The following is a 21330-nucleotide window of genomic DNA, read 5'->3' as shown; positions in this document are numbered from 1 at the left end:
GGTCCTCGCGGAACAGGCCCTGGCGGATCATCTGGCTGAGATCGCGGTGGGTGGCGGCGACGATACGGACATTGGTCTTGATCGAACTGCGCCCGCCGACCATGGTGTATTCGCCCTCCTGCAACACGCGCAGTAGGCGGGTCTGGGCATCCATCGGCATGTCGCCGATCTCGTCGAGGAACAGCGTGCCGCCCTCCGCCTGCTCGAAGCGGCCGGATGAGCGGGTGTTGGCGCCGGTGAAGGCGCCCTTCTCATGGCCGAACAGTTCAGCCTCGATCAGGTCACGCGGAATGGCGGCCATATTGATGGCGACGAAGGGCCCGTTGCGGCGCTTGCCGAAGTCGTGCAGCGCGCGGGCGACCAGTTCCTTGCCAGTGCCGCTCTCGCCGGTAATCATAACCGTCAGGTCGGTCTGCATCAGCCGCGCCAGGGCGCGATAGATGTCCTGCATGGCGGTGGAGCGACCCACCAGCGGCATGGTTTCGCCCGGCTCATCGGCCTTGCGCTCCGCATTGGTCGGCTTCTTGGCGTCGGCCAAGGCACGGGCCACAACGGAAAGCACCTCGGTAATATCGAACGGCTTGGGCAGGTATTCATAGGCGCCGACCTCGGACGCCCGGATCGCAGTCATGAAGGTGTTCTGTGCGCTCATCACGATCATGGGCAGGTCGGGACGAAGCTTCTTGATTTTGGGCATCACCTCGAAGGCGTTGCCGTCCGGCATGGCGACGTCGGTGATGAGGATGTCCCCTTCCCCGCGGCTGACCCAGTTCCACATGGTCGAGATGTTGCCGGTTGGGCGCACCTCATAGCCCGCGCGCGTCAGTGCCTGGTTGAGCACCATGCGGATGGCGGCGTCGTCGTCGGCGAGCAGGACAACATGGCTCATTTTGCCACTTCCTCATCAATTGGTGTCTGGAATGCCCCGCTCGCAACGGGAAGGAGAATTCGGAACTTGGTGCGGCCCGGCCGGCTGTCGCAATCGATCACGCCGCCATGGTCGCCGACGATCTTGGCCACCAGCGCCAGCCCGAGGCCGGAACCGTTCTGCTTGGTCGTGACGAAAGGGTCGAACAGGAAGGGCAGGATATCTGGCGGCACGCCGGGGCCGTTGTCTTCGATGACGATTTCGAGCGGCAAGGAGATGCGCTCGGACACGCCCGTCACGCTGATGCGGATGCCGGGGCGGAAGGCCGTGGAAAACTTGATTTCGGGTTTCTGAGTCCGCTCAAGGGCTTCCGAGGCGTTCTTCACCAGGTTCAGGAAGACCTGAATGAGCTGGTCGCGATTGCCGAAGACTGGTGGCAGCGAGGGATCGTATTCTTCCGAGAAGGCGATGCCGCGCGCTACACCATTGCGGGCCAGCAGCTTAACCCGATCCAGCACGACGTGGATATTGATCGGTTCGCGCTCCATGGGGCGTTCATCGCCGAACACTTCCACCCGGTCGATCAGCCCGACGATACGGTCTGTCTCCTCGCGGATGAGCCGGGCCAGCGGGATTTCATCGCTGGTGACGGTCTGCTCCAGCAGCTGCGCCGCGCCGCGAATGCCCGAGAGGGGGTTCTTGATTTCATGAGCCAGCATGGACGCCAGGCCCGTCACCGAGCGCGCTGCTCCGCGCGAGACCATCTGGCGGTCGATCTTGTCGGCCATGGTGCGCTCCTGGATCAGCAGGGCGACGCGCCCGTCGCTGTCCGAGAGCGGACTGGCAAAAACGTCGGCAACCCGCTCGTCGCCGAAGCGCGAGGAACCGACGCGAACGCGATATTCGGTCATCGGCGCGCGGCGGAGCATCACGGTTTCCACGAGCCCGATAATGGGCGAGCCGAAGGCGATGAGGTCATCCAGCCGCTGCCGCGTCAGCACACTCAGCGAACCGCCGAAAAAGGCCTCGGCGGCATAGTTCACGAAGATGATCTGCCGGTTTTCGCCACAGACAATGATTGGCTGCGGCAGGGCCTGCAGAACCGCCATGGCCGGGATGGTGCTGGCCGCAGTCGGCGCAGTGGCCTCAATTGCACTCATGCCGCCGCCCTTTGTTCGCTGGAAAAGATGGAATCGATCTGGCGCAGTACGTCCGCCGGCGTTTCGCTGTTGAGGAAGCGGTTGCGCGTCGACTTGTCGAGCGTCAGGCCCGCGGCCTGCATATACCAGTCGAGATGCTTGCGCGCGGCGCGCAGGCCGACGGCAGTGCCATATTCGACCAGCATGTCCTCATAGTGCTCGGCCACCAGAGCCGTAAGCTCATGGCCCTGCGGCGCTGCCTGACTGGGCTGGCCGGAGAGCCCCGCCCCAATCTGTCCGACCGCCCAGGGGCGCCCCTGCGCCCCGCGCCCCAGCATCACCGCGGCAGCGCCGGATTGCTCGAGCGCTTCGCGCGCCGTTGCCAGATCCAGAATATCGCCATTGACCACGACCGGCACGTCGACGGCCTCGACGACGGCTCGCACCAGTTCCCAGCGCGCGATGCCCTTGTAGAACTGCTGCCGGGTGCGGCCGTGCACGGTGATCATCTTGGCACCGGCGTTGACAGCGCGCCGGGCCATTTCGGGGGCGTTGAGGCTGTCATCGTCCCAGCCCAACCGCATCTTCACGGTCACCGGAAGTGGCGTCGCGCTGACCACCGCGTCGATCAGGGTCATGGCATGGTCGGGCACGCGCATCAGCGCCGAGCCCGAATAACCATTTGTAACGCGTTTGGCAGGGCAGCCGAAATTGATGTCGATGATATCAGCGCCAGCGTCCTGGGCGATGCGGGCGCCGCGATCCATCCATTCGGCTTCGCAGCCGGCCAGTTGTACCATATGCGGGAGCGTGCTGGGACGGCCAAGTTTGCGCGCCATCTCGTGATTGCCGACGGCCAGGGCATTGCTGGCAATCATCTCGGACACGACCATGCCAGCACCGAAACGCTCGGCCAGCTTACGGAATGGGCGATCGGTGATTCCGGCCATCGGTGCCAGAAAAGCATTATTGCGAACCACGTGGTTCCCGATGCTCAACTTGCAGGCACCCTTAGACACTAACTGCCCCAGAAATGGTCATTTTCGGCATAATGCCTGCACAATAGTCAAAACCACCAACTGCGCAACACCTTATGTGGCGGTTACCGGGGTGCGGCTGCCCTGCACTTGCCGCATGTCATGGCGGGCGCTAGACCACGACGATGTGACGGTTTCAAGTCCCGAGTATCCCTTGTCCATGCGTCAAAAATCCATTGCCGTCATCATTGTTGCTGCGGGACGAGGCGAGCGCGCCAGTGCCGATGGCTCCAACGAGCCCAAGCAGTACCGGCCGATTACCGGGGTGGCGATGCTGGCCCGCACGATGCGTGCGTTTCTTGCCCTGCCGGAGGTGACGCGTCTGGTCACCGTGATCCATGCCGAGCACGCGGAGCGCTACGCAGCGCTCGGTCTCGCCGATGACAGGCTGCTGGACCCGGTTATTGGCGGCGCGTCGCGACAGGCTTCGGTGTTGGCGGGGCTCAAGGCGCTGGCGCCACTGCGGCCTGACCTGGTGCTGATCCAGGATGCTGCTCGTCCCTTTGTCACGCCCATGGTCATCGGCGATGTGATTGCTGCGCTCGACGAAAATGAAGGCGCCCTGCCCGTTCTGCCGGTCACGGACACGATCAAGCGCTCGCTCGATGGCCAGCAGGTGGCAATGACCGAAGACCGCAATCAGCTCTTTGCTGCGCAGACGCCACAGGGCTTCCGGTTCGGCCAGATATTCTCTGCCCATATGCGGGCGTCCACCATCCGTCGACAGTTTACCGACGACGCCGAGATCGCCGAGTGGGCCGGGCTGCGGGTCGCGCTGGTCCAAGGGGACCGCGACAATATCAAGCTGACCCATCCCGAGGACTTTGCCCGGGCCGAGCGTATCATCTCTGGAGATCAGGCAATGGAAACCCGTGTGGGCACCGGCTTCGACGTGCATCCCTTCGAGCCCGGCGATGCCGTGTGGCTGGGCGGTGTCCGTATTCCGCACAAGGCCAAGCTCAAGGGACATTCGGACGCCGATGTGGCGCTGCATGCCCTGACCGACGCCATTCTCGGGGCCATCGGCGAGGGCGATATCGGCGTGCATTTCCCGCCGTCGGACATGCAGTGGCGCGGCGCTGCGTCGACAATATTCCTTAAGCATGCCGGCGGTCTTGTTGCCAAGGCCGGGGGGCGCATTGTCAATCTCGACGTGACAATCGTCTGCGAAGCGCCGAGGGTTGCGGCTCACGTGCCGGCGATGCAGGCTGTCATCGGCGAAACCCTTGGAATCGCGACGACAAGGATCGCGATCAAGGCGACGACAAGCGAGCAACTCGGGTTTACCGGGCGAGAGGAAGGTATCGTGGCAATGGCCAGCGCAAGCGTAGAAATGCCAAGGGGGGAATGATGGCAGCCAAGGGTGCGCCCGATCCGGGCAAGAAGATCATCAAGATACTGACCGAGAAACAGCAGACCATCGTCACCGCCGAGAGCTGCACCGGCGGTATGATCGCCGCGGCGCTGACGGATATTCCGGGCGCTTCGGCGGCAGTCTATGGCGGTTATGTCACCTATGCCAACGCCGCCAAGTCACGCATGATCCATGTGCAGGCCCGGCTCATCCGCGACTATGGCGCGGTCTCCAACCAGGTGGCGCGAGCCATGGCCGATGGCGCGCGCAACACGGCGCGGGCCGACTTTGCGGTGGCGGTCACCGGCATTGCTGGCCCGGACGGCGGCAGCGAGAAGAAGCCCGTAGGGCTGGTCTATGTCGCGGTGTCCTCAGAACTGGCGACGGTGGTCATCGAGCACAGGTTTGGCGATCTGGGTCGCGACGAAGTCCGCAAGGCCAGCGTCAGGGCCTCGCTCGATCTCGTGCTGCAGGTACTGACCAGCGACCAGGCTTAGTCTTGGGCTGACCAATTGTGCCTAGGGCGCGGAGGTGCCCAGCCGGACATACCCTACCAAAGCTACGTCATCGAAGCGTCGATCTACCAGTCGAAGTCCCTCGTTTGTATTTCCGGTAATTATGACCATGCCGTCAGAACCGACTTCCTTCACGACGCCGGCAATACCCAGCCACACGCCGTCGTCTCGGGCGTTCTCGCCAGTAGTTCCCCGTGCGAAAAAGGCCAGATCGCCTGGAAGAGGTTTGGCTGGCGGCAAGATCGTCATCTTCTTGTCCAGGGCACTTTGCCACATGCGATAGTGCGCTGGAGATAACTCCAGACCATCAGGATTGCCCGCGCCGACGATGGCCCACGACAGGAATGCCGCACTCCACAACAGCCGGCTCTGTTCGTCGAGACTGCCTGCATCCGGAACAACCGACCAATATTTATCTATAGCTTCCCGTTGGTTGAATTCGTCCACATCGTTGTTGAGCTCCTCAACGGCAATTCTGAGAAGTATATTGGCCGCCTCGGTTTGCCCCTCGATGTTCGTAGGGATTGGTTCGTCATACGAAGGCGGCGAAAACTGGCCAATCGTCGATGGAATTGTCACGCTGGCCGTTTCGGCAGTGTTTTGTGCAATTGAGGCCAGCGCCTCCAGGTCAAGCCCCTGCAGGATGCCCACCTTCGTCAGGAAGAGCAAAACGTTGGCCCGCTCCGTCTGGTCGTCGGTCTTACTCAGTTCTGATGTTATGGTTTCGTACGAGAATTGTCGCTGGGCCTGAAGCGCACTCGCATCGGCGGTCTGATCGGACTGCACCCAGCTCACTGCACCATTTGCAGCAATGGTGATTACGCCTACCAGTGCAACGACCAGAGGAGTGTTGTGCCAGAACTCCAGGCGCTTTTGCCGCTGCTCCTCGCGTCGCTGCTCGCTAGTTTCAATGCGCTCCCGGCGGGCCGTTTGCGTGGCAAGATGGTCTTGCAGCAACATCGTTTTTAGTTCTATCGGGATGCCTTCATCCTTGATGAAAGCCAATGCCGTTTCATCAGTCAAGGCGCCCCCACAGCAACAGCATATTCCTACTATGCTACTATAGAGCTTCAGGGAACATCCATACTATTGGTAGTTTACCCATGGCGTGGAGATCTGGGCCGCGATGACATCCGCAAGGCCAGCGTCCGGGCCGCGCTCGACCTGGTGCTACAGGTGCTGACCAGCGACAAGGAATAGCTCAGGCGCCGACGAGCACGAAGACGTTGCCGTCCGGCGCCTCCATCACGGCGACGTGCCCTGATTCCGTAGCGAAGGGTTCGCGAATCCAGGTCACAGCCGGATTGCTGCGTATTTCGGCGTAGCTGACCCGCACGTCATCGACTGCAAGCTCGATTTCCGTGAAGTCGATTTCGGGATTGTCACTCAGCACCAGTTCCGAACTGGCAGCATCGGGGAATTTCAGCCCGATCAGTGTCCAGGTCGTGCCATCGGCCTGCGGCCGCTCAATGATCCATGCGCGGCGCAGGCCCAGCGACAGGTAGAAAGCTTCGGAGGCGGCAATATCCTTCGTCGGAACGCAGACACATTCGATTTTGCGGATCATGATCACTCGGTGAGTTTGCCCTGAACAAATCAGGAACCGTTACGCACCATAGCGACGATCGGCCTCGTCCGCAAATGCCTGCATGATCTCGTCCTGCTTGGCGGCGAAGGCCGGCTCGGCTACCGCCGCGATGAAGGGATTGGAGATCTTGAAGTCGATTTCGAACCGCACTCGTGTTCCCATGCCCTCGGGCTCGAAGCTCCAGACGCTGTCGAGATAGGCGAAGGGACCATCGACGGCCTTGGCCTTGATTGTCAGCGCCTCCGCATCGACCGTGACGCGGCTGGTATAGGCCTGCGTCACCGGGCCGAAATACAGCGTCATCCGGGCCAGGCGCACATCGGCATCGCCGGCGGCGGGGTCCCTGCGGACCACCATCGCCTTGCAGTTGGGAACGAAGCGCGGATAGTCATTCAGATCGGCGACAATCTCGAACATGCGCCGTGGCAGATGCGGCACGTGCCGCTCGAAAAAACGCTTCATCAGTGACCGAGCTTTGCCATCCGGGCGGCTTTGAGACGGGCGAAGTCCTCGCCGGCGTGGTGGGACGAGCGGGTGAGCGGGCTGGATGAAACCAGACCGAAGCCCTTGGCCGTCGCCACGGTGGCAAAGGACTTGAACTCATCCGGCGTCACGAAGCGGATCAGCGGCGTGTGTTTCTTGGTCGGCTGGAGATACTGGCCGATAGTGAGGAAATCGACGTCGGCCGAGCGCAGGTCGTCCATGAGCTGGAGCACTTCATTGCGCTCCTCGCCGAGGCCCACCATGATGCCCGACTTGGTGAACATGGTCGGGTCGAGTTCCTTGACCTTCTGCAGCAGCCGGATGGAGTGGAAGTAGCGGGCGCCGGGGCGTACCTTGAGGTACTTGGACGGCACCGTCTCCAGATTGTGGTTGAAGACGTCGGGCTTGGCCGCCACGACGATCTCCAGCGCGCCATCCTTGCGCAGGAAGTCTGGCGTGAGGATTTCGATGGTCGTGCGCGGATTGCCGGCGCGGATGGCCAAGATGACATCGGCGAAATGCTGGGCGCCGCCATCGGCAAGATCGTCGCGATCCACCGAGGTGATCACCACATGCTCGAGACCGAGCTTCTGCACGGCCTGGGCGACGCGCTCGGGCTCGTTGGCGTCGAGCGGTCCCGGCATGCCGGTCCGCACATTGCAGAAGGCGCAGGCGCGGGTGCAGATCTCGCCCATGATCATAAAGGTCGCGTGCTTCTTGCTCCAGCACTCGCCAATATTGGGGCAGCCAGCTTCCTCGCAGACGGTGACGAGGTTGTTCTCGCGCACGATCTGCTGGGTTTCCTTGTAGACTGGCGACCCCGGGGCCTTGACGCGTATCCAATCCGGCTTGCGCAGCACCACGCTGTCAGGCCGGTTGGCCTTTTCCGGGTGACGGGGCTTGAGCGCTGAAGTGTCGATCAGAGTGACCAAGGGATGTCCTGACTTCTAGGGTGTGATCGCTAGGCGATCAGCCGTGCAAGCAGCACGACGACGATGGCGCCGACCGTCGAGGTCACGATCTGGCGGACCAAATCGTTGCGGATGCCAAGCTCGATCCGCAGCGCCGTGAACAGATACCCTCCCACGAACGAACCGATCACCCCGCTGATGAGGTAAGTGATCAGCCCGCCGCCTCCGACGATCAGGCTGGCGAGAAACCCCGCCACAATGCCGATGCCCAGGAATACCAGGATCGCCCGGTTATTGTTGCCGCCCATGGTGAATCCGCCGCCCGCAGTTTGCCGTTCCGGTAATGCCATTCTTTGTGCCCTCTCAAACTCTCCGCGAGATATTGCGTCTCGTCGAGCGTCCTTCAAGCCCCTGCTCTTATCGCGCAACCACCCGGGCCACGACAATCACGACGATAGCACCAATCGTCGCGGTAATGACCTGGCTGACCAGTGCATTGCCGATCGGCAGCGAGATTCCCGCCGCCGATAGCAGCCATCCGCCTACGAAGGCGCCGATCACGCCGACGATCAGGTTGCGCAGCAATCCGCCGCCGCCCAGCACGAGGCCGGCCAGCCAGCCGGCGACCAGGCCGATGGCCAGGAAAATCAACAGTTCCGTCATGCCAACGCTCATTGCAGCAGTTCCTCTATTTCAACCCATTCGCCGTTTCGCGACGCCGATAGAATGGCGGCCTGGACCAGTGCCAGGGAATGTAGATTATCCTCACCCGAGCTGAAGCGCGCCGGGATCGAGCCGGTCTCGATGACCTTGGCGATAGCTGCCAGCGTGCCGGTGCGGTCGGGGAATTCGACGGCCTCGAGTGGAAAGCTCACCGCCTCGCCGTCGCGCTCGCGCAAGCTGAGCTTGTCGGGTCCGGCCTTGCCCATGAAATGATCGCGCGAGCTCCAGATGATCTCTCCTTCGGAGCAATCCATGGTCCATTCGCCTGCCCATGGCGTCACCGGGCCGCTGCTCATCCAGCTACCGCTATAGGACACGATGGTGCCCTTTTCGAATTCGAGCGTCGCCACGCCGATCGGGTGGTGGCCGAAGGGGCTTGCGGGCGGGTTCCAGGTGCGGCAGGAGACGCGCTTGGGGTTGTCGTTAAGCACCATGCGCATCAGGTCGAAATGGTGGATCGACATGTCGGCCAGCAGCGGATCGGGCATGTCCCAATAGCGGTAACCCTGGCTGGGTGCGTGCCGGCGGAAGTCGATCGAGACCAGGTTAACCGGCCCGAATTTCTGCGCGCCAATCAGCTCGGCCGCGGCGATCGGGGCCGGCTGATGACGATAATTCTGACTCACCATCAGCACCCGACCGTTTTCCTTGGCGAGGGTCACCAGTTCCTTGGCCTGGGCGATGGTGGAGGCAAAAGGCTTCTCAACGATGACGCTGAGCCCAAGCTCGAGGCAGCGCTTGACCACAGGGTAATGGGCCTCGGTGCGCAGGGTGCAGATTGCCAGCTGGGCGCTCGACGCGTTGACCGCGTCTTCCAGGCTCAGGAAGCACAAGCTCTCTGCGATGCCGAGTTCCGTTTGAACCCGCTGGGTGGCCTCAGGATTGGAATCCACATAGCCCACCATCTCGATATTGGGAACTTTGGGGATAACTTCCTTGGTCCAGCTGGAACCCCAGTGACCGAGGCCGACCTGTATCGCCTTGACCATGTGGATAACTCCTTGAAAAGCAGTGATCTGGCTGTGGAAAAGCCGCGCGCTACATGTTCAGCGCGCGGCCATACGCGTCCAGAACGCTTTCCTTCATGGTTTCGCTCAGGGTCGGATGCGGGAAGATGGTGTGGATCAGCTCTTCCTCGGTGGTTTCGAGGTTCATGGCGATCACGAAGCCCTGGATCAGCTCGGTCACTTCCGCCCCTACCATGTGGGCGCCGAGCAATTCGCCGGTCTTGGCATCGAAGATGGTTTTGACCAGCCCGTCGGGCTCGCCCAGAGCGATGGCCTTGCCATTGCCGATGAAGGGGAAACGGCCGACCTTGATCTCGCGCCCGGATTCCTTGGCTTTTGCCTCGGTCAGGCCAACGCTGGCGACCTGCGGCTCGCAATAGGTGCAGCCGGGGACCTTGGTCTTGTCGAGGCCATGCACCTTGAGGCCGGCGATCTTTTCGACCGTGATGACCGCTTCATGCTCGGCCTTGTGCGCCAGCATGGGCGGGCCGGCGACGTCGCCAATGGCCCAGATTCCCTCGACATTTGTCTTGCCGTAGCCGTCGATGACGATAGCGCCGCGCTCGGTCTTGACGCCGACCGTCTCGAGGCCAAGGCCTTCGATATTGCACTGCACACCGACAGCCGAGATCAGCTTCTCGCCGGAAACTTGCAGCTTGCTGCCGTCTTTCTGCAAGACATCTGCCGTTATGCCTGCACTTGTCTTGCTGACTTTCTCGACCTTGGCGTCGGTCAGGATCTTGATGCCGCGCTTTTCGAGACGCTTGCGGGCAAGGCCCGCGATCTCGGCATCCTCCACCGGCATGATCTGCGGCAGCAGCTCGATGATGGTCACTTCGGCGCCCATGGAGCGATAGAAGGAGGCGAACTCGACGCCGATGGCGCCCGAGCCCATCACCACCAGTGACTTGGGCATGGTGGCCGGCTTCATGGCCTCGAAATAGGTCCAGATCTTGTCGCCATCGGGCTCGATACCCGGCAGCACGCGCGGACGGGCGCCGGTGGCGATGATGATGTGCTTGGCCTTGTAGGTGCCTTCACCCAGCGCATTCTTGGGCACCGGGCCCTGCGGCTGGACAATGGCCTTCTTGGTCGGCGCGACCTTGACCTCGCCCGGCTTGGCGATGACCGCCTCGCCCCAGATGATGTCGACCTTGTTCTTCTTCATCAGGAACTGGACGCCATTGTTCATCTGCGCCGCGATGGCGCGCGAGCGCTTCACCACGCCGTCGATGTCGACGCCGAATTTCTCGACCGTCAGGCCATAGTCCTTGGCGTGGCTCATATGGCCGTAGATTTCGGCCGAGCGCAGCAGCGCCTTGGTCGGGATGCAGCCCCAATTGGAGCAGATGCCGGCCATGTGCTCGCGCTCGATAATGCCCACCTTCATGCCGAGCTGCGCGCCGCGGATGGCGGCAACATAGCCGCCGGGGCCGGCGCCGATGACGAGAAGATCGTATTGGTCAGCCATTTGGGCCTCCGAAAAGTCGATTGGTGCAGGTCAAAGACCCAGCATGGATTTGACGACCGGCACGAGCCCCTCGCCGATCGCCCTGGTGTTCTTGGCATCGAGATGCACGCCATCGAGCGGATCGGCCACGGCCACCGTCGAGGCGTCGAAAAAGCCGGTATCCCATTCTTCTGCCCGGCGGGCATAGTGGGCGGCAAACTGGCTGGATTGCTCCAGACCGTGCGCGAGGCCACCGAAATGGCCAAGCATGTCGGCATTCTCGGTGTCGCAAATCAGGGGCGGGGCCACGAGGACGATTCTGGGTGCGGTCTCGCCCTTGCCGGCATAGTGGCCGCGGATGATCTGCACCAGCCGGCGCATGCCGAACGAAGCCTCCAGCGCCGAGCCACAGATGGCGGGCTTGAGATCATTGGTGCCGAGCATGATGATGACCATGTCGAGCGGCGAATGGCTTTCCAGCAGCGTCGGCAGGATGCGGGCGCCATTGCGATCTGCATTGGCGTACCAGTCATCGGACACGGTGGTGCGGCCGCCCAGCCCTTCGGCGATGACCCTTGCCTTGCCGGCAAGGCCCGATTCGAGCACGGCCGGCCAGCGATCCTCATAGGCGTGCCGCAGCCCGTCGGGCTGCGGATTGGCGCCGAATGTCAGGCTGTCGCCATAGGCGAGAATGGTCTTCATGCGCCCTGCCCCTAGGCCAGCATCATCACGGGATTTTCGACCAGGCCCTTGAACACGCCGAGCAGTTCGGCGCCCAGGGCGCCATCGACAGCGCGGTGATCGCAGCTCAGGGTCACCGTCATGAAATTGGCAATTTTGACCTGGCCGGCATCGGCATAAACGCGTTCTTCACCCACGCCGACGGCGAGGATCGTGCCGTGCGGCGGGTTGATGACGGCGGCGAATTCCTTGATGCCAAACATGCCCAGGTTGGAGACCGAGGTGGCCCCACCCTGGTATTCATGCGGCGCCAGCTTCTTGTTGCGGGCGCGGGTCGCCAGGTCCTTGACCTCTTCGGAGATTTCCCGAAGCGTCTTGGTATCGCAGCTCTTGACCACAGGGGTGAACAGGCCGCCGGGGACCGCGACCGCCACGGCGACGTCGCTGCGCTTGTGGTAGAGGATCGAGTCGCCAGCCCAGGTGGCATTGGCCATCGGCACACGCTGTAGCGCCACGGCCCAGGCCTTCATGACGAAGTCATTGACCGAGAGCTTGTAGGCCGGCTTGCCGTCCTTGGACTTGGGCGCAGACGCATTGATCTGCTCGCGGGCGGCCAGCAGCGCGTCGATCCTGCAATCGAGCGTCAGGTAGAAATGCGGCACGGTCTGCTTGGATTCGGTCAGACGTGCGGCCACGACCTTGCGCATGCCGTCGTTGGGAACCAGCTCGTAGCTGCCTTCTTCGTAAAGGGCCAGAACCTGGGCTTTGGTCATGCCGGTTGCAGCTACACCAGCGGCGGCAGGTGCGCCGGCCGGTGCCGCAGCAGCAGCCTTGAGCGGCGTCTTGCCGGACTTGGCGGCCTCGACGTCGGACTTTACGACGCGGCCCTTGGGGCCCGAACCGGAAATAGCAGACACATCGATGCCGGCCTCCTTGGCGAGGCGGCGGGCGAGCGGCGACGCAAAGGTCTTGCCGCCTTCGGTCTTCGCGGGCGCAGGCGCAATGGAGGCTGTGCTGCTGGTGGCAGTCGGCGCCGGAGCGGCGGCAGGCTTGGGAGCTTCGGCCTTGGGCGCCTCTACGGCCGGAGGCGCCTTGGGAGCTTCGGCCTTGGGCGCGGCAGCCGCATCGGCGCTTTCGCCTTCCTGCAGCAGCACGGCGATCACCGCGTTGACCTTCACGCCCTCGGTGCCTTCGGCGACCAGGATCTTGCCGATCTTGCCTTCGTCGACGGCCTCGACTTCCATCGTGGCCTTGTCGGTTTCGATTTCGGCGATTACGTCACCGGAAGAGACGCTGTCGCCCTCCTTGACGTGCCACTTGGCGAGCTTGCCCTCTTCCATCGTCGGAGAGAGCGCCGGCATGGTGATATCAATTGGCATCCCGGTTCTCCTTACGAGCGGTAGGTCACGGCGTTGACCGCCGCGATCACTTCATCGACGTTCGGCAGCGCCAGCTTTTCGAGGTTGGCAGCGTAGGGCATGGGCACGTCCTTGCCGGTGACACGCATCACCGGGGCGTCGAGATAATCGAAGGCCTGTTCCATGACGCGGGCCGAGAGTTCAGCGCCAATGCCGCCCTGCGGCCAGCCTTCTTCCACGGTCACCAGGCGCCCGGTCTTCTTGACTGAGGCGATGACGGTGTCGCTGTCCATCGGGCGCAGGGTGCGCAGGTCGATCAGTTCGACATCGACGCCGGCAGCGACCAGCTTCTCGGTGGCCTGGGTGGCATAGCGCATGCCCATGGAGAAGGAGACGATGGTGACATCGGCGCCCTTGCGGGCAATGCGGGCCTTGCCGATCGGCAGCAGGAAGTCATCGACCTTGGGCACGAGGCCGGTCGAGCCGTAGAGGATTTCGTTTTCGAGGAAGACGACTGGATTTGGCGACCGAATGGCGGCCTTGAGCAGGCCCTTGGCATCGGCGGCACTATAGGGCGCGATGACGGTGAGGCCGGGAACGTGGCTGTACCAGGCCGAATAGTCCTGGCTGTGCTGGGCGCCGACGCGCGACGCGACGCCGTTGGGGCCGCGGAACACCATCGGCGCCTTGACCTGGCCACCCGACATATAGAGCTGCTTGGCGGCCGAGTTGATGATCTGGTCGATCGCCTGCATGGCGAAGTTCCAAGTCATGAATTCGACGATGGGCTTGAGGCCGGCAAAGGCGGCGCCAACTGCGAGACCGGCAAAGCCGTGCTCGGTGATGGGGGTGTCGATGATGCGCTGGGGGCCGAACTCCTGCAGCAGGTTCTGGGTGATCTTGTAGGCGCCCTGATATTCTGCGACCTCCTCACCCATCACGAAGACGTCCTTGTCGCGGCGCAGTTCCTCGGCCATGGCCTCGTTCAGCGCCTGGCGCACGGTCATTTCGACCATCTCGACGCCTTCCGGCAGGTCGGGATCGTCCTGCGCTTCGAACTTGGGCGCGGCGGGCACGGCGGCCAGCGATGGCGCCGCTTCGGCGGCCTTCTCGGCCGCGACGACCGGAGCCTCGGACGGCTCGGGCGCGGTCTTGGCGACCGGCGTTGGCGCAGCGGTCTCGCCTTCTTCCAGCACCAGCGCGATGGGGGTGTTTACCTTCACGCCCTCGGTGCCTTCGGCAACGAGGATTTCCTTGACCACGCCGCTATCGACCGACTCGACTTCCATCGTCGCCTTGTCGGTCTCGATTTCGGCCAGCACGTCGCCGGACTTGACGGTATCGCCGACCTTGACCAGCCATTTGGAGAGCTTGCCCTCTTCCATGGTGGGCGACAGCGCGGGCATCAGGATTTGGGGCATATCAGCTCTCCAGCAGAAGGGCGCCGGGCATGGTGGCCACGCGGCGATTGTCGGTATTGAAGGCAAACTCGGCAGGGATGACGCGCGGATCGTTGATCAGCCGCGGTTCGGCGGATGCGCTTTGCGGCGCCGGCGTCTGGTTGATGGTCCAGCTACTGAGGAACAGCCCCAGCAGCAGGAAGACGATGAAGGCAATCACGGCGCGCTTGTAGATGGTCAGCGGTTGCGCGGCGGCCGGACCGGCCTTGGCTTCGATCTGGCGGAACTTCCACCAGCCGAGCGGCAGGAAGGAGCCCAGCTTCTCGCCGGCCGGCGCTACCCGCACGATCGCGACGGCCTGCATGACCGCGACAACCAGGGTGAAAACCGCAAAGAGCGTGATGACGCCGAGCAGAACGCTCATCTATCGCCTCAGGCGCTGATGGTGATGTCGGTCCAGAGCTCGGAAGCATCCGGCTCGGGATCGTTGGTGGCGAAGTCCGCAGCGGCGGTGACGACGGCGCGGATGTCGTTCTCGATAGTCTTGAGCGATTCCTCGGTCTCGGCACCGGATTCGAGCAAGCGCGCCTTGACCTGCTCGATCGGGTCGCGCTCCTGACGGTACTTGGTCACTTCGTCCTTGGAGCGATACTTCGCCGGGTCGGACATCGAATGACCACGATAGCGGTAGGTCAGCATTTCAAGGATGAAGGGACCCTTGCCCGAACGGGCATGCTCGATGGCGCGCTTGGCCGCATCATAGACCATGCGGACGTCCATGCCGTCGACCTGCTCGCCCGGGATATTGAACGAGGCGCCGCGCATGGAGAAATCGGTGGTCGCCGCGGCGCGCTCGATCGAGGTGCCCATGGCGTATTTGTTGTTTTCGATGACGAACACGACCGGCAGGTTCCAGAGCTTGGCCATGTTGAAGCTCTCATAGACCTGGCCCTGGTTGGCCGCGCCATCGCCGAAATAGGCCAGCGATACGGAGCCGTCGCCCTTGTATTTGGCCGCGAAGGCCAGGCCGGTGCCAAGCGACACCTGGGCACCGACAATGCCGTTGCCGCCGTAGAATTTGTGTTCGTTGCTGAACATGTGCATCGAGCCGCCCTTGCCGCGGCTGAGGCCGCCCTGGCGGCCGGTCAGCTCGGCCATGACGCCCTTGGGGTCGAGCCCCATGACCAGCATGTGGCCGTGGTCGCGATAGCCGGTGATCTGGGCGTCCTTGCCCTTTTCCGAGGCCATGGTGATGCCGGTGACGACAGCTTCCTGACCAATATAGAGGTGACAGAACCCGCCGATCAGGCCCATGCCATACATCTGGCCGGCCTTTTCCTCAAAACGCCGGATCAGCAGCATTTCGCGATAGGCTTCGAGGTCCTGTTCCTTGTTGAATTCAGGTATGTTGGATTGCGTCTTGGCCTTGGTGGCCACAGCCTTACGCGCCATAGAGAACGCTCCGCATCGAAATGGATTTGCCGCTTGGCCCGAGTTGGCCACAGTTGCGCATCATAGTGCAAGCGATGCAGGGAAAGCAATGCTCCCTCGACCCGATTGGTCGCCGCTAGAGAGTTGAATCTGCTTGGATAAGTTGAATTAACTCATCTGTGGCTAATTCCTCGAATTTACCGGAAAGTGGTTTACCGGAATTCGGGTCCACCATGACGATAATATCGTCTGCATGGGCCATGTTCAGCAGCGCGCGGGCGCGTTCGGTGACGATATCGGGATCGAGCCGTCTTGTGTCCATCAGCGTGGCGCGGTGGCGGTAGGAGTCGATCTCAGCCTGCAGCGCCGACGACCTCGCCTTGAGCTGGTCGATGTCGAGCATGATCTGCGTCCGGTTTTCGATGCCGAACTGCCCGCCAATGGCAGAGAAGCCGAGATAACCCTGAAACCCCAGCAGTGCCACGGTCAGCGCCAGCGGGCGCCAGAATGCAGGACGTTTAAGGCGGGTGGGCATGGGCAAACCATAAGTGAACCCGCCCAGTATGGCTCACAAGGGCTTAACGTCCGGTTTCGGACCCGCGCATCTCAAGAGGACAGATTGCCGACCGAGGTCTGATAGAGCCAGACACCGCCCCAGATCAAGGCAAGCAAAAGTGCCCAGCAAACAAATGCCAAGACCAGGATGACAGGTAGCCTGTGTCGCTTCAGCCAGTCGATTCCGGCCCTGGGGTAGCCGAAAGTCAGCAGGCGTTCGTAGAGCTGGTCCAACCCGGCGCGCATCGTTTGTCCGATCTCTTCGCCACGGACCATAGGCGCACACTTCCTGGGCATTGCATATGCAATTAAAGTGCGATTTGAATTACTTCAAAATGATGCTGAATCGCAGGCTTGAAGCGATTTTCTAACGTGCTCTGGTGCCTGGAGATTTATTCGACAGGGACGTAGTCGATTTCCAGAAACTCCGCCACCTCGGGCACCCAGCGGTCCCGCACGAATGCCACGTGGTTGGGGTGGTCATTATATCCCACATAGGCCGCCTGGTCGGCGAACTCCATGGAGAAGCCGAAGGCATAGCCGTTCTTGGGGCTGATCTGCCGCAGCTGTTCAAACTTTTGCACGCCCGGAATGGCTTCCAGCACCTTGGCGTCCCGCAGGAATGCGCCCTCCTCCGCCGAGCCGGCTGCGTGCTTGAGGGTGAAGACCACCGTATGGCGGATCACGCTTCGGCCCCGATGGCTTCGGTCGCCGCGATGGCGGCCATGTTGACGATGCCGCGGCTGGTCACCGATGGTGCGAGGATATGGGCGGGCGAACGGGGGCCCATCAGGATAGGACCGACCGACAGGGCATTGTTCATTTCCTTGAGCAGCGTCATGGAGAGGTTAGCGGCGTCAAGATTGGGGAAGATCAGCAGGTTGGCTTCGCCGCCGAGCACGCTGTCGGGAATGTAGCGGTCACGCAGTTCCTGATTCAGCGCCAGATCCCCCTGCATTTCGCCCTCCACGATCATGGTTGGGGCCATGGCCTTGAGCTTCTGATAGGCCTCCCGCATCTTGAAGGCGCTGTCGCCATCACGCGAGCCGAAATTGGAGTAGCTCAGCAGCGCCACCTTGGCTTCGATGTTGAAGCGCTTGAGGTGATCGCGGGCCTGCAGGGCGATACCGACGATCTCGTCGGCGGTCGGGTCCTGGTTCACATAAGTGTCGGCCAGGAAGAAGGCGCCGCGCGGCATGATCAGCATGGAGAGCGCCGAAACATCGGCTACGCCGTCCTGCAGCCCGATGATGGAGCGGATGTCGCGCACATGCTTGATGAAGCGCCCCTGCAGCCCGCAGATCAAAGCATCGGCTTCGCCGCGCTTCACCGCCAGTGCGCCGATGACCGTGGTATTGGTGCGCACGACCTGGCGTGCCGTATCCGGCGTCACGCCGTCGCGGCCCACCAGTGAGTGGAAGAGGCTTACATAGTCGCGGTAGCGCGGATCGTCCTCGGGGTTGATGATCTCGAAGTCGGTGCCCGGGCGCAGATTGAGGCCAAAGCGCTCAATGCGCGATTCGATGACTGCCGGACGACCGATCAGGATGGGCCGGGCAATGCGTTCTTCCAGCAGGACCTGGGTGGCGCGCAGGACGCGCTCATCCTCGCCATCGGCAAAGGCGATGCGCTTGTTCTGTCCCTGTGCCCGATCGATGATGGGCTTCATCACCAGACCGGAGCGGAAGACAAAGCGATTGAGACTGTCCAGATAGGCGTCCCAATCGGCGATCGGCTTCTTGGCTACCCCCGATTCCATGGCCGCGCGGGCCACGGCCGGGGCGATGCGCAGAATCAGCCGCTGGTCGAAGGGATTGGGAATGATGTGGTCGGGTCCGAACACGGCCGGCGCGCCTGACGGCGATACTTCCAATCCTGGTTCATGCGCCAGCTTGGCGATGGCGCGCACGGCGGCGAGCTTCATTTCCTCATTAATGGTGGTGGCGCTCACATCGAGCGCGCCACGGAAGATGAATGGGAAGCAGAGAACGTTGTTGACCTGGTTGGGATAGTCCGAACGTCCGGTGCAGACCATGGCGTCCGGCCGCGTTGCCTTGGCCAGCTCGGGGCTGATTTCAGGATTTGGGTTGGCCAGTGCGAGGATCAGCGGCCGGGGCGCCATCTTGAGCAGCATTTCAGGCGTAAGCGCGCCGGGACCCGACAGGCCGACGAACACGTCGGCTCCGTCGATCACCTCGGCAAGCGTGGTGGCCTCGCTGGTGCGGCGGAACTGGCCGCGCCACTTGTCATTCACGTCGTTGCGCTTGTGGGTAACGAGACCATCCTTGTCGGCAACCCAGATGTTCTCATGCTTGGCGCCGAGTGCGACGAGTACATTGAGGCAGGCGATGGCCGCGGCCCCTGCCCCCGAGGCGCAGATCTTGACGTCGTCGATCTTCTTGCCCTTGAGCTCCAACCCGTTGAGCACGGCAGCGCCGACGATAATCGCCGTGCCGTGCTGGTCATCGTGGAATACCGGAATCGGCATGCGCGCCCGCAGCGCTTCCTCGATCTCGAAACAATCCGGGGCACGGATATCTTCGAGATTGATGCCGCCAAAGGTTGGCCATAGTGGCGCCACGGCATCAATGAACTTCGTCGGGTCGATTTCGTCGATCTCGAGATCGAACACATCGATGCCGGCGAATTTCTTGAACAGGACGGCCTTGCCCTCCATCACCGGCTTGGATGCCAGCGCGCCGATATTGCCCAGGCCCAGCACGGCCGTGCCATTGGAAATGACGGCGACAAGGTTCTGCCGCGAGGTATAGCGGGATACCGCTTCGGGATTCTCGGCGATTTCCTCGCAGGGCGCGGCGACGCCGGGCGAATAGGCCAGCGCCAGGTCGCGCTGGTTGCCCAATGGCTTGGTCGCCTGGATCTCCAGCTTGCCGGGTTTGGGAAACTCGTGGAAATGCAGGGCCGCTTCGCGCAGGGCTTTCCGCTGTTCGTTGACGTCGGTCGTCACGCAATCCTCCTCGCCCGCGTCCAGTTTGCGACGGGCATAGCTTCAGGCAGCGTTGGTGCCATCAATTGCCGGCGATGGAAAGTGGCTATGTCCGGTGCGGGATGCAACTAAAGTCGCAACAGGGTCAGGCGGCGCTGGCGACGATGTTCTCGATCCGGCTGCGCGGTTCCTTGGTGACGTGAAGAGCCGTCGCCAGCTCGCGGAAGGCGCCGATCTTGAGGGCCGGCGCAAAGATGAAGCCCTGGGCCTGTATCACGCCGCGGGCCCGCAGGTAGAGTGCCTGCTCTTCGGTTTCGACGCCCTCGGCGACGATTTCGCAATCGAGGTCCTTGGCCATGGCAATCAGGCCATCCAGTACCGGGACCTGAGTGGTGCCGGGCTTGACCATATCGACGAAGATGCGGTCGATCTTGATGACGTCGACGCCCAGCGTGCCAAGATAGGCCAGGTTGGAATGGCCGGTGCCGGCGTCGTCCATGGCAAGCCGCGATCCCAGGGCATGCAGGCCCGCTATCACGCTGCTGGCGATGGCGGAGTTGGCCAACGGGTGCCGCTCGGTTATCTCGAACACCAGTTGGCGGAAGCTGATGGGAGAATTGCCGAAAATGGCCTGCACGTCCTCGACGATGCTGTCGTCGCGGAAATGGCCCTCGAACAGATTGATGGAAATCTTGAGGTCCGGCATCATCTGGCTGAGGTCGCTGAGGTCGAACTTGACCTGCTGCATCAGGGAGAGGGTCATAGGCATGGCGAGGCCGGTGACCTCGGCATAGTCGATGAATGCGCCCGGCGGTATGACCTGGCCGTTCTTCTTCTCCCAGCGGCACAGCACCTCGCAACCCATCAGTTCGCCGGTGCGCAGATTGATGACTGGCTGGTAGTATGGCTTGATCTCGCCACGGGCGATGGCGCGCTCCAGGTCAAAGGCGGGCACGCGCGAGCGCCGGACATAATTCAGCGCCATGATCAGGAAGCCTGCGCTCAATATGCAGGCGATGAGGGTCAGACCGACATCCAGGTCGGCATACCCGGTCCGAGCCATGGCAAAGGGAATGGCGTATTCCACCTTCAGCGGCATTTCCCCGGCAAAGCTCTGCGCGAAGATGAAGTCCGAGTTCGAGTTTCGTCGGTCGAAGTCGGTCGTGCCGCCCACGTTCAGTATGGGCGTGCCGTTGGTCAGCAATATGCGCATCATCGCGGCGTTCGACAGCCCTTGCGCCAACCCGGCCTGAGTTTGTCCTACCAGCGGCACGAAGGCGGAGACGCGCCTGCTGTCGCCGAATGCCTGGGTGATCTTGAGCGCCGGCATGTCCATCCCGCCAAGCTGGACGATGGTGATGGTCTCGGTGTGCCCGGGGATGGGCAGGCTTTCGGAAAGGGGCGAATAAGCCACCGTGCGCCCCACCGCGTCGCAATATTGCACACCGTCGGCGTTCTCGACGAGCACCTGCTTCATATTGAGGCTAGATTCGATCTCGCGTTGCACATTGGCAATGAAGGTCGGTGTGCATAGGGAAGGGCTTTCGGCGAGAATGCGTCGCAGGGAAGAGATGGCGTCGTTGACGCCAATTTCGATCTGTGAAGTTACTGCTGTAACGTATTGCTGCGTCGTTATTTTCTCTCTTGCGCGGACGTAGCCGTCCAGCAGGTAATCCACCGCAATAATGGGGACGAACGCCAGCAGCGCACCCATCAGCGTGAGGATATGAGAGTATTTCGACTTCAAGAATCGAATCCGAATGAGCCGTTCAATAGCTCATCGGTAGCAAGCAGCCTTTAACGGATCATTAACGCTGATTAACCGATCGGAAACATACAAAATGAGCAGGCGGTCTCCGTTGCCGGAGGCCGCCTGTCAATTA

General features: G+C 62.2%; 23 protein-coding genes. 2 read left to right on the top strand and 21 right to left on the bottom strand.

The window, feature by feature from the left end; all coding sequences use genetic code 11:
- The 3 genes from V6M52_RS03310 to dusB form a co-directional block, all read right to left on the bottom strand.
- The coding region (locus V6M52_RS03310) for a sigma 54-interacting transcriptional regulator (RefSeq protein ID WP_332699413.1) at window positions 1-889 on the bottom strand (889 nt) is incomplete at its 3' end.
- A complete protein-coding gene (locus V6M52_RS03305) occupies window positions 886-2028 on the bottom strand; it encodes a two-component system sensor histidine kinase NtrB (protein ID WP_332699410.1) in 1143 nt (380 codons plus the stop codon). The genes V6M52_RS03310 and V6M52_RS03305, both read right to left, overlap by 4 nt.
- Entirely contained in the window at window positions 2025-2957 is a 933-nt protein-coding gene (gene dusB, locus V6M52_RS03300; RefSeq protein ID WP_332699407.1) for a tRNA dihydrouridine synthase DusB, read from the bottom strand. Before dusB ends, V6M52_RS03305 begins: the two co-directional genes overlap by 4 nt.
- Window positions 2958-3204: 247 nt before the next feature.
- Between dusB and V6M52_RS03295 the strand changes: the two genes are divergently transcribed.
- Window positions 3205-4395 (top strand): bifunctional 2-C-methyl-D-erythritol 4-phosphate cytidylyltransferase/2-C-methyl-D-erythritol 2,4-cyclodiphosphate synthase, encoded by a 1191-nt coding sequence (locus V6M52_RS03295; protein ID WP_332687868.1) that lies wholly within the window; start codon window positions 3205-3207, stop codon window positions 4393-4395.
- Complete coding sequence (locus V6M52_RS03290; RefSeq protein ID WP_332699405.1) at window positions 4392-4895, top strand: CinA family protein; 504 nt, start codon at window positions 4392-4394, stop codon at window positions 4893-4895. The genes V6M52_RS03295 and V6M52_RS03290 overlap by 4 nt, the downstream gene beginning before the upstream one ends.
- Before the next feature lie 21 nt (window positions 4896-4916).
- On the opposite strand, the gene V6M52_RS03285 is transcribed toward V6M52_RS03290, so the two are convergent.
- From V6M52_RS03285 to V6M52_RS03200, 18 genes are all read right to left on the bottom strand, one after another.
- Window positions 4917-5936 carry a hypothetical protein gene (locus V6M52_RS03285; RefSeq protein ID WP_332699402.1) on the bottom strand — a complete coding sequence of 340 codons (1020 nt, stop codon included), beginning with the start codon at window positions 5934-5936 and terminating at the stop codon, window positions 4917-4919.
- Between the two features lie 178 nt (window positions 5937-6114).
- Window positions 6115-6486 (bottom strand): VOC family protein, encoded by a 372-nt coding sequence (locus tag V6M52_RS03280; protein WP_332699399.1) that lies wholly within the window; start codon window positions 6484-6486, stop codon window positions 6115-6117.
- Window positions 6487-6519: 33 nt separating this feature from the next.
- Window positions 6520-6963, bottom strand: a complete 444-nt coding sequence (locus V6M52_RS03275) for a type II toxin-antitoxin system RatA family toxin (RefSeq protein WP_332699396.1) — start codon at window positions 6961-6963, stop codon at window positions 6520-6522.
- Entirely contained in the window at window positions 6963-7916 is a 954-nt protein-coding gene (lipA, locus tag V6M52_RS03270) for a lipoyl synthase (protein WP_332699394.1), read from the bottom strand. The genes V6M52_RS03275 and lipA overlap by 1 nt, the downstream gene beginning before the upstream one ends.
- 29 nt (window positions 7917-7945) lie before the next feature.
- Window positions 7946-8203 (bottom strand): GlsB/YeaQ/YmgE family stress response membrane protein, encoded by a 258-nt coding sequence (locus tag V6M52_RS03265; RefSeq protein WP_332699416.1) that lies wholly within the window; start codon window positions 8201-8203, stop codon window positions 7946-7948.
- Window positions 8204-8312: 109 nt separating this feature from the next.
- Window positions 8313-8570: a GlsB/YeaQ/YmgE family stress response membrane protein gene (locus V6M52_RS03260; protein ID WP_332699391.1), complete on the bottom strand. Its 258-nt coding sequence runs from the start codon at window positions 8568-8570 to the stop codon at window positions 8313-8315.
- Window positions 8567-9607 (bottom strand): Gfo/Idh/MocA family protein, encoded by a 1041-nt coding sequence (locus V6M52_RS03255; protein ID WP_332699388.1) that lies wholly within the window; start codon window positions 9605-9607, stop codon window positions 8567-8569. Before V6M52_RS03255 ends, V6M52_RS03260 begins: the two co-directional genes overlap by 4 nt.
- Before the next feature lie 49 nt (window positions 9608-9656).
- A complete protein-coding gene (lpdA, locus tag V6M52_RS03250) occupies window positions 9657-11096 on the bottom strand; it encodes a dihydrolipoyl dehydrogenase (protein WP_332699385.1) in 1440 nt (479 codons plus the stop codon).
- 30 nt (window positions 11097-11126) lie between these two features.
- On the bottom strand, window positions 11127-11777 hold the full coding sequence (locus tag V6M52_RS03245) for an SGNH/GDSL hydrolase family protein (protein WP_332699382.1): 651 nt from the start codon (window positions 11775-11777) through the stop codon (window positions 11127-11129).
- An 11-nt stretch (window positions 11778-11788) separates the two neighbouring features.
- Window positions 11789-13135 (bottom strand): pyruvate dehydrogenase complex dihydrolipoamide acetyltransferase, encoded by a 1347-nt coding sequence (locus V6M52_RS03240; protein WP_332699379.1) that lies wholly within the window; start codon window positions 13133-13135, stop codon window positions 11789-11791.
- An 11-nt stretch (window positions 13136-13146) separates the two neighbouring features.
- Complete coding sequence (locus tag V6M52_RS03235; protein WP_332687223.1) at window positions 13147-14535, bottom strand: pyruvate dehydrogenase complex E1 component subunit beta; 1389 nt, start codon at window positions 14533-14535, stop codon at window positions 13147-13149.
- 1 nt (window position 14536) lies between these two features.
- On the bottom strand, window positions 14537-14938 hold the full coding sequence (locus V6M52_RS03230) for a hypothetical protein (RefSeq protein ID WP_332699376.1): 402 nt from the start codon (window positions 14936-14938) through the stop codon (window positions 14537-14539).
- Window positions 14939-14946: 8 nt separating this feature from the next.
- A complete protein-coding gene (gene pdhA / locus V6M52_RS03225; RefSeq protein WP_332687218.1) occupies window positions 14947-15966 on the bottom strand; it encodes a pyruvate dehydrogenase (acetyl-transferring) E1 component subunit alpha in 1020 nt (339 codons plus the stop codon).
- A gap of 115 nt (window positions 15967-16081) precedes the next feature.
- Window positions 16082-16480 (bottom strand): FtsB family cell division protein, encoded by a 399-nt coding sequence (locus V6M52_RS03220; protein ID WP_332687216.1) that lies wholly within the window; start codon window positions 16478-16480, stop codon window positions 16082-16084.
- A 71-nt stretch (window positions 16481-16551) separates the two neighbouring features.
- The gene (locus V6M52_RS03215; protein WP_332699373.1) at window positions 16552-16776 is read right to left on the bottom strand and encodes a hypothetical protein; all 225 of its coding nucleotides are present in this window, start codon (window positions 16774-16776) and stop codon (window positions 16552-16554) included.
- 116 nt (window positions 16777-16892) lie between these two features.
- Window positions 16893-17186 (bottom strand): Dabb family protein, encoded by a 294-nt coding sequence (locus tag V6M52_RS03210; RefSeq protein ID WP_332699369.1) that lies wholly within the window; start codon window positions 17184-17186, stop codon window positions 16893-16895.
- The gene (locus tag V6M52_RS03205) at window positions 17183-19468 is read right to left on the bottom strand and encodes an NADP-dependent malic enzyme (protein ID WP_332699366.1); all 2286 of its coding nucleotides are present in this window, start codon (window positions 19466-19468) and stop codon (window positions 17183-17185) included. The genes V6M52_RS03210 and V6M52_RS03205 overlap by 4 nt, the downstream gene beginning before the upstream one ends.
- A gap of 124 nt (window positions 19469-19592) precedes the next feature.
- Entirely contained in the window at window positions 19593-21194 is a 1602-nt protein-coding gene (locus V6M52_RS03200; RefSeq protein WP_332687208.1) for an EAL domain-containing protein, read from the bottom strand.
- Window positions 21195-21330 lie beyond the last annotated feature (136 nt).

The sequence above is a fragment of the Devosia sp. genome (genome assembly GCF_036676215.1).
Lineage (GTDB): Bacteria > Pseudomonadota > Alphaproteobacteria > Rhizobiales > Devosiaceae > Devosia.
Note: the sequence above shows the minus strand (reverse complement) of the source record. Positions and strands in the feature narration are given on the sequence as shown.

Coding starts and splice junctions, on each gene's coding strand:
- V6M52_RS03295 (WP_332687868.1), top strand. CDS start 3,205: ATGCGTCAAAAATCCATTGCCGTCATCATTGTTGCTGCGGGACGAGGC.
- V6M52_RS03240 (WP_332699379.1), bottom strand. CDS start 13,135: ATGCCAATTGATATCACCATGCCGGCGCTCTCTCCGACGATGGAAGAG.
- lpdA (WP_332699385.1), bottom strand. CDS start 11,096: ATGGCTGACCAATACGATCTTCTCGTCATCGGCGCCGGCCCCGGCGGC.
- V6M52_RS03290 (WP_332699405.1), top strand. CDS start 4,392: ATGATGGCAGCCAAGGGTGCGCCCGATCCGGGCAAGAAGATCATCAAG.
- V6M52_RS03260 (WP_332699391.1), bottom strand. CDS start 8,570: ATGAGCGTTGGCATGACGGAACTGTTGATTTTCCTGGCCATCGGCCTG.
- V6M52_RS03215 (WP_332699373.1), bottom strand. CDS start 16,776: ATGGTCCGTGGCGAAGAGATCGGACAAACGATGCGCGCCGGGTTGGAC.
- V6M52_RS03305 (WP_332699410.1), bottom strand. CDS start 2,028: ATGAGTGCAATTGAGGCCACTGCGCCGACTGCGGCCAGCACCATCCCG.
- V6M52_RS03255 (WP_332699388.1), bottom strand. CDS start 9,607: ATGGTCAAGGCGATACAGGTCGGCCTCGGTCACTGGGGTTCCAGCTGG.
- V6M52_RS03265 (WP_332699416.1), bottom strand. CDS start 8,203: ATGGGCGGCAACAATAACCGGGCGATCCTGGTATTCCTGGGCATCGGC.
- V6M52_RS03275 (WP_332699396.1), bottom strand. CDS start 6,963: ATGAAGCGTTTTTTCGAGCGGCACGTGCCGCATCTGCCACGGCGCATG.
- V6M52_RS03230 (WP_332699376.1), bottom strand. CDS start 14,938: ATGAGCGTTCTGCTCGGCGTCATCACGCTCTTTGCGGTTTTCACCCTG.
- V6M52_RS03245 (WP_332699382.1), bottom strand. CDS start 11,777: ATGAAGACCATTCTCGCCTATGGCGACAGCCTGACATTCGGCGCCAAT.
- pdhA (WP_332687218.1), bottom strand. CDS start 15,966: ATGGCGCGTAAGGCTGTGGCCACCAAGGCCAAGACGCAATCCAACATA.
- dusB (WP_332699407.1), bottom strand. CDS start 2,957: ATGGCCGGAATCACCGATCGCCCATTCCGTAAGCTGGCCGAGCGTTTC.
- V6M52_RS03220 (WP_332687216.1), bottom strand. CDS start 16,480: ATGCCCACCCGCCTTAAACGTCCTGCATTCTGGCGCCCGCTGGCGCTG.
- V6M52_RS03235 (WP_332687223.1), bottom strand. CDS start 14,535: ATGCCCCAAATCCTGATGCCCGCGCTGTCGCCCACCATGGAAGAGGGC.